The 6,621-nt window shown below is 38.2% G+C and carries 4 protein-coding genes; 2 read left to right on the top strand and 2 right to left on the bottom strand.

The window, feature by feature from the left end:
* Positions 1 to 354: 354 nt before the first annotated feature.
* Positions 355 to 1,179, bottom strand: a complete 825-nt coding sequence (locus P7D84_RS02865) for an endonuclease/exonuclease/phosphatase family protein (protein ID WP_376716909.1) — start codon at positions 1,177 to 1,179, stop codon at positions 355 to 357.
* Positions 1,180 to 1,194: 15 nt separating this feature from the next.
* Entirely contained in the window at positions 1,195 to 3,378 is a 2,184-nt protein-coding gene (locus tag P7D84_RS02860) for a PTS transporter subunit IIBC (protein ID WP_311804933.1), read from the bottom strand.
* A gap of 299 nt (positions 3,379 to 3,677) precedes the next feature.
* On the opposite strand from P7D84_RS02860, the gene mdxK reads away from it, so the two are divergent.
* Together mdxK and pgmB are read left to right on the top strand one after the other, a co-directional pair.
* Positions 3,678 to 5,963: a maltose phosphorylase MdxK gene (mdxK, locus tag P7D84_RS02855; protein ID WP_311804932.1), complete on the top strand. Its 2,286-nt coding sequence runs from the start codon at positions 3,678 to 3,680 to the stop codon at positions 5,961 to 5,963.
* Positions 5,956 to 6,615: a beta-phosphoglucomutase gene (gene pgmB / locus P7D84_RS02850; RefSeq protein WP_137603801.1), complete on the top strand. Its 660-nt coding sequence runs from the start codon at positions 5,956 to 5,958 to the stop codon at positions 6,613 to 6,615. The genes mdxK and pgmB overlap by 8 nt, the downstream gene beginning before the upstream one ends.
* The last annotated feature ends 6 nt before the right edge of the window (positions 6,616 to 6,621 follow it).

Raw genomic sequence — 6,621 nt, 5'->3', positions numbered from 1 at the left:
TGTTGTTTGTTTCTATTAAATAGAAACGCCCTACACATTTGGTTTGTTTTATTCGTTCAGTTTTCAAAGGTCTACATTGTTTGTTGTTTTGTTTCAGCAACTTTTATATCTTAACAGCTTACCGAGTGAATGTCAATAACTTTTTTCAACTATTTTGAAAGAAGTTTTGAAACTCAATTAGCAACCTCGAAATAATAACATTCAACAAAAGGCTTGTCAACAATTATTTTTCGTTGTTATATCAAGTTGTTTCAGCAACGTTATTGATAATATCATATTGAAAAATAATGTCAAATACTTTTCAATATTTTTTCAAAACAATTTCAAGTAAATAGAAAATGAGTTAGCAATTTGCTAACTCATCACTACCATTACACCATAATGATCACTAATTACAGATTCCTTTTTTCCATCAAAGACAACTCGATAGCTTTCTATTTCAAAGTTTTTAGAAGTGAAAATATAATCTATTCGTAGTCTTTCGGCGTTTTCATCCCAACCATCAATAGATTTTTCAACGGTGTATTCACCAGTTTTATTTCTCGCAGCAATAAAGGCATCTTGCAAAGCTAGCGAACTTTTACAGACTAGATCATAGCCTTCAGCTGCTTTTTTTGCATCATTGTTGAAATCTCCCATAACAATCAAGGTACCTTGTTTTTCTGACAATACCTCTTCTAACATGCGCCATTCGTAGCCAAAAGCCTCATCAACGGAATGCCACCAGGAAAAATGACTACTGATAGCTACTATTTTTTGCCCCTCGATAAAGGTTTCGCCTAACATAAATCTTCTCGTATGATAATCTGTTGGATCTGAACTTTTAGAAATCAAATAACTAGCTGTTTTCATCGGCGTCTTTGACAATAATCCGATTCCTTCATGATAAATATCATATCCGATATGACTGTACGTCCAACTCCAATAATAGTGGCATCCTAATTTTTTTAGTCGTTCTGTCAGACAAAATAAGAAATTGTCTTGATGGATCGCCTGTTGGTTTGATGTTGGCTGAAAATACGTATCTACTTTTGCTAAAGGACTTGCAAGAAGTTGATTCACTTCTTGCAGACCAATCAAATCATACTCCTCTTCAGCAATTTGGTTAGCCAGCACATCGATTTGCTGCTGGTCTTGTTCTTCCATCCAGCTGTGCGTGTTTAACGTTAGTACTTTAATCGCTTTCGCCCCGCTTTAATAATCAATTGTTCCGATTGTCTCACCACGTGAAACAAATCCTGTTTTATCATAATGGTAATTTTCGATCTTGTCACCATTTGTAAAGACGACAATCATCGTTGTTAGTTTCCCAGCTTCTTTAATTTTTGCTAAATCTGCTGTCGCTACGACTTTTCCTGCTTGAACTTTTTCTCCTTCAGAAACATTGATTTCAAATGTCGCTCCGCCTAGATCGACCGTATCAATCCCCATATGGAGCAATACTTCGATTCCATCCTCTGTTTTGATACCAATCGCGTGTTTAGTTGGAAAAACTGAAACAATTGTCCCTGAGACTGGGCTAGCAATCTCACCATTTGCTGGTACAACGGCAAATCCTTCACCCATCATTTTTTGCGAGAACACGTCATCTTGCACTTGATCAATTGGAATCAATTCTCCATTTGCTGGAGCAGCAAAGTTCATCTGCATTCCTTTGAAAGCAGCCGTTGTTTTTTCTGCTTTTTCTGCTTTGTCTTGAAAATCACTCGCAGGTATTTTTACACCTGAATCTAATAGGTCTTGAATATCCGATTTAAGAATGTCTGCTTTAGGACCATAAACTGCTTGAACCCCATTGTCTTTTACTAAAAGCCCCATTGCTCCGGCTTTTTTCCATTGTTCCTCACTGCCGACAACAGATTTATCCGCGACTGTTACTCGTAAACGCGTCATGCAGGCATCAACGTCTGTAATATTCTGCGGTCCGCCTAACAAATTGATAATCTTAACAATTTGCGAATCTGCTGAAACGGATCCGTTAGTTGCTGAACTTATTGTTTCTTCATTATCGACTTCATAATTGCCGTTTCTTCCTGGTGTTGCATAATTGAATTTTTTGATCATAAAGTTTGCAAAGAAATACGTAAATACACCAAATGCGATACTGGTCAATACAAAATTAAGCAAATCACTGCCTAAACCTGCACGTATAGCCATTGGTACCCGAGTCAATAATTCAATATTTCCAAATGAGTGCACCCGTAGATTGATCAAATCTGCCATTGCAAAAGCTGCTCCTTGGATCACGGCATAACAAGCATATAACGGTACCGCAACAAACATAAACATGAATTCTAACGGTTCAGTGACGCCGGTTAGGAAAACGGCTACTGCTGCAGACAAGAACATTGATTTATATTTTTTCTTCTTATCAGGATCAACATTCCGATACATCGCTACCGTCAATCCCATTAAAATACCCGTTGAACCAATCATTTGCCCAACTTTAAATCGTGCTGGTGTCCATTGTGCTAATACATCTTGGTATTGAGATATATCCCCACTATTTTTTAAGTTCACTAAATCCGTTGCCCAAGCTAACCACAGCGGGTCTTGACCAAACACTTGGCTTCCCGCCTGTGCTCCAGTCAATATTTCATACGTGCCGCCTAATTGTGTATAGTTCATTGGGATTGTCAACATATGATGCAGCCCAAATGGTAAAAGCAATCGTTCTAACGTTCCATATAAAAACGGTGCTAAAATTGGTGCAGTATCTTGAGAATTTGCGATCCACTTACCAAAATCATTAATCCCTGTTTGGATTACTGGCCAAATCAGTGCCAATACTAGGGCGACAATCACTGAACGCAAGATAACAACAAAAGGAACGAACCGTTTTCCATTAAAGAAAGTCAGCACTTCTGGCAACTTCCGGAAATTGTAGTATTTATTGTAAGCCGTCGCTCCGACAAACCCAGCGATGATTCCGACGAATACCCCCATATTTAATGCTGGTGCCTCTAGTACACTGGTAAAATAGCCATCCACCATGATTTTTTGACCAAACAATGTATGGGTCATCGCAGTAGGATCTGCCAACATTTCAGAAGTTATTCCGAAGATTGCACCGGTAATTCGATTAATTAAAATAAATGATAGCCCAGCAGCAAATGCTCCGCCGGCACGTTCTTTCGCCCAACTTCCGCCAATCGCTAATGCAAAAAGCAAATGTAGATTCCCGATGATCGCCCAACCAATGTTTTCAACAACTCCGCCGGTCGTGACTAACCATCCGATATTTTCATTAATCAATGGCAATGATTTTCCTATACTGATCATTAAACCTGCGGCTGGCATTACCGCGATTACCACCATCAATGCCTTCCCGAATTTTTGCCAAAATTCAAAACTAAAAATCTTTTTGATTCCTTCCATGCTCGTTCCTCCTAAATAGTATTGCAAATAATTTGCGCAATCGGTTTCGTTATATTGCATTATATACTCATTATCTTTTTTTGTAAACTCTTTCAATTAATTTATTTTCTCTCAATATAATCTACTTAAAAATATTTAAATAGCAGGAAATAGATTCATGCTTGACTTACGCAACCGGTTGCGTTTATTATGGAATTAACAAAACTTATAGATCTTATTTCAATGACTATCCAACAGTTTAATGAGTGATACCACTTTAATTGAATGGATCTCTAATGAATACTTTAAGGAGGACTACCATGAAAAAAGTTCAACGTCTTTTTGAAATCGACCCTTGGAAAATTAGAACTACGAAGTTAGACAAAGAAAATCGCCGACTACAGGAATCTTTGACTAGTATTGGTAATGGATACATGGGAATGCGTGGAAATTTTGAGGAAAGTTATAGCGGGGATCACCACCAAGGGACGTACCTTGCAGGAATTTGGTATCCTGATAAAACTCGGGTTGGTTGGTGGAAAAATGGTTATCCAGAATATTTTGGTAAAGTGATCAACGCGCTGAACTTTATCCAAATGAGCTTATTCATCAATGAACAAGAAATTGATTTAGCTGTGACAGATGTTGAAGATTTCTATTTAGAATTGGATATGCAAAATGGTGTTCTCACCCGCTCTTTTATAGTGACTGTCGATAAAGCAAAGATTCGCTTTACTTTTGAACGTTTTTTAAGCGTCGTAAAAAAAGAATTAGCAGTAATTCGACTTACGGCTGAGAGTTTAGCTGGAGAGGCACAGCTGAAAGTAATCTCTAAACTAGATAGCAATGTCCAAAACGAGGATAGTAATTATGAAGAGATGTTCTGGTTAGAAAAAGAACGTGGTCATGACGAAGATATCCATTTCTTAACAACACAAACTATCCCAAATAACTTTGGCATCGAACAATTTTCAGTAACTGGTGCAATGAAACATCTTAGTTCCGAGATTGGTACACAGCATGACGATACGTTAGAAGTTAGCGAAACTTTCACCTATGATTTGAAACCTAAACAAGCAATCCACTTAGAAAAACGTGTAGTCATCTTAACCAGTCGAGATGTTCCCGAAGCTGAACAAAGCAAAAAAGCTCGTGCCTTATTAACCGACTACACAGCTTCTTATGAAGAGTTGTTAGCAGAACAAAATGCTGCTTGGGCAAATCGCTGGGCATTATCAGATGTCTTAATCGGTGGAGACGACGAGGCGCAACAAGGCATTCGTTTCAATATTTTCCAATTATTTTCTACTTATTATGGTGAAGACGAACGATTAAATATCGGACCAAAAGGATTTACTGGCGAAAAATATGGCGGCGCAACTTATTGGGACACCGAAGCTTATGCTGTTCCGATGTATCTAGCAACTTCTGAACCAAATGTCACTAAAAATCTATTGAAATATCGCCACAATCAACTGCCCCAAGCACAACACAATGCCAGTCAACAAGGGTTAAAAGGTGCTTTATATCCGATGGTTACTTTTACAGGAGTCGAATGCCATAATGAATGGGAGATTACGTTTGAAGAGATCCATCGAAACGGCGCCATCGCTCACGCAATTTATAATTACACGACTTACACCGGCGATGAAGAGTACATTCAAAAAGAAGGACTAGAAGTATTAACTGAAATTGCCCGTTTCTGGGCAGATCGGGTTCATTATTCAAAACGTCAACAAAAATATATGATCCACGGTGTGACTGGGCCTAATGAGTATGAAAACAACGTTAATAACAACTGGTATACAAATTACTTAGCCACTTGGGTATTGTCTTATACTCTGGAAAATTATAAAAAATATCAAACGCATGCGACTGTGACAATTTCTGCAGAAGAACAAGAAAAATGGCAAGATATTATTGAACACATGTATTTCCCAACAGATGAAGAATTAGGTATTTTCGTCCAACATGATACTTTCTTAGATAAAGATCTAATGCCAACTTCCAAACTACGTCCAGCAGATCGACCATTAAATCAAAATTGGTCTTGGGATAAAATTTTACGTTCGTGCTTTATTAAACAAGCCGATGTTTTACAAGGAATCTACTTCTTTGGTGATCAATTCACTACTGAAGAAAAACGTAAAAACTTTGAATTTTATGAACCGATGACTGTTCATGAGTCGTCACTTTCTCCTTCTATCCATGCAATTTTAGCCGCTGAATTAGGCATGATAGACAAATCGATGGAGATGTACCAACGAACAGCTCGTTTAGATTTAGACAATTACAATAACGACACAGATGATGGACTGCATATTACATCTATGACCGGCAGCTGGCTTACGATCGTCCAAGGTTTTGCCCAAATGAAAACAAGCTCCGGTACATTGAGTTTTGCCCCATTATTGCCAACAAATTGGGAGGAATATTCCTTCCATATTAATTATCGAGGCCGTCTCTTAGCTGTAAACGTAACCCAAAAAGAAGTTCAAATCGACTTGAAAGATGGGCCAGCCTTAGCTATGATGCTTTATGAGAAAGAAATTCTCTTAAGTGATTCAACGACGGTTCCATTAAAAAAGGAGGAACCAAATGTTTAAAGGCGTTTTATTTGATTTAGACGGTGTTATCACTGATACTGCAGAGTATCATTATCTGGCTTGGAAAAAATTAGCAGATGATTTAGGGATTTCCATTGATCGGCAATTCAACGAGAAATTAAAAGGTGTCAGCCGAGAAGACTCTTTGCGACTCATCCTAGCACACGGCAATCGTGAAAATGATTTTTCTCAAGCAGCATTTACTGAATTAGCCAAAACTAAAAACGATCACTATGTTGAAATGATTCAATCTGTCTCACCTAAAGATGTCTATCCAGGTATTTTAGAATTACTGAAGTCTCTAAAACACGCCGGGATCAAAATCTCTTTAGCTTCTGCCAGCAAAAACGGCCCATTTTTATTAGAACAAATGCAGTTGACTGCTTATTTCGACGGTATCGCCGATCCAGCAGCGGTGCAAGCTGGAAAACCAGCTCCAGATATTTTTAATTTAGCGGCACAAGTAATCGGCTTAAAACCTGAAGAATGTATCGGAATCGAGGATGCTCAAGCAGGTATTCGTGCCATCAAAGCCAGCGGCGCTTTACCTATCGGTGTTGGAAAAGCCGAACAATTAGGTACGGATATTCCTTTAGTAGAATCAACTAGCGAGCTGACTATAGCGTTTCTGGAAAAACAATGGGCAAACTAATCAATT

This window comes from Enterococcus dongliensis, from assembly GCF_031927985.1.
Lineage (GTDB): Bacteria > Bacillota > Bacilli > Lactobacillales > Enterococcaceae > Enterococcus_A > Enterococcus_A dongliensis.
The sequence above is the reverse complement of the archived record's forward strand: the minus strand, read 5'-3'. Positions and strand labels throughout refer to the sequence as shown.

Coding starts and splice junctions, on each gene's coding strand:
- mdxK (WP_311804932.1), top strand. CDS start 3,678: ATGAAAAAAGTTCAACGTCTTTTTGAAATCGACCCTTGGAAAATTAGA.
- pgmB (WP_137603801.1), top strand. CDS start 5,956: ATGTTTAAAGGCGTTTTATTTGATTTAGACGGTGTTATCACTGATACT.
- P7D84_RS02860 (WP_311804933.1), bottom strand. CDS start 3,378: ATGGAAGGAATCAAAAAGATTTTTAGTTTTGAATTTTGGCAAAAATTC.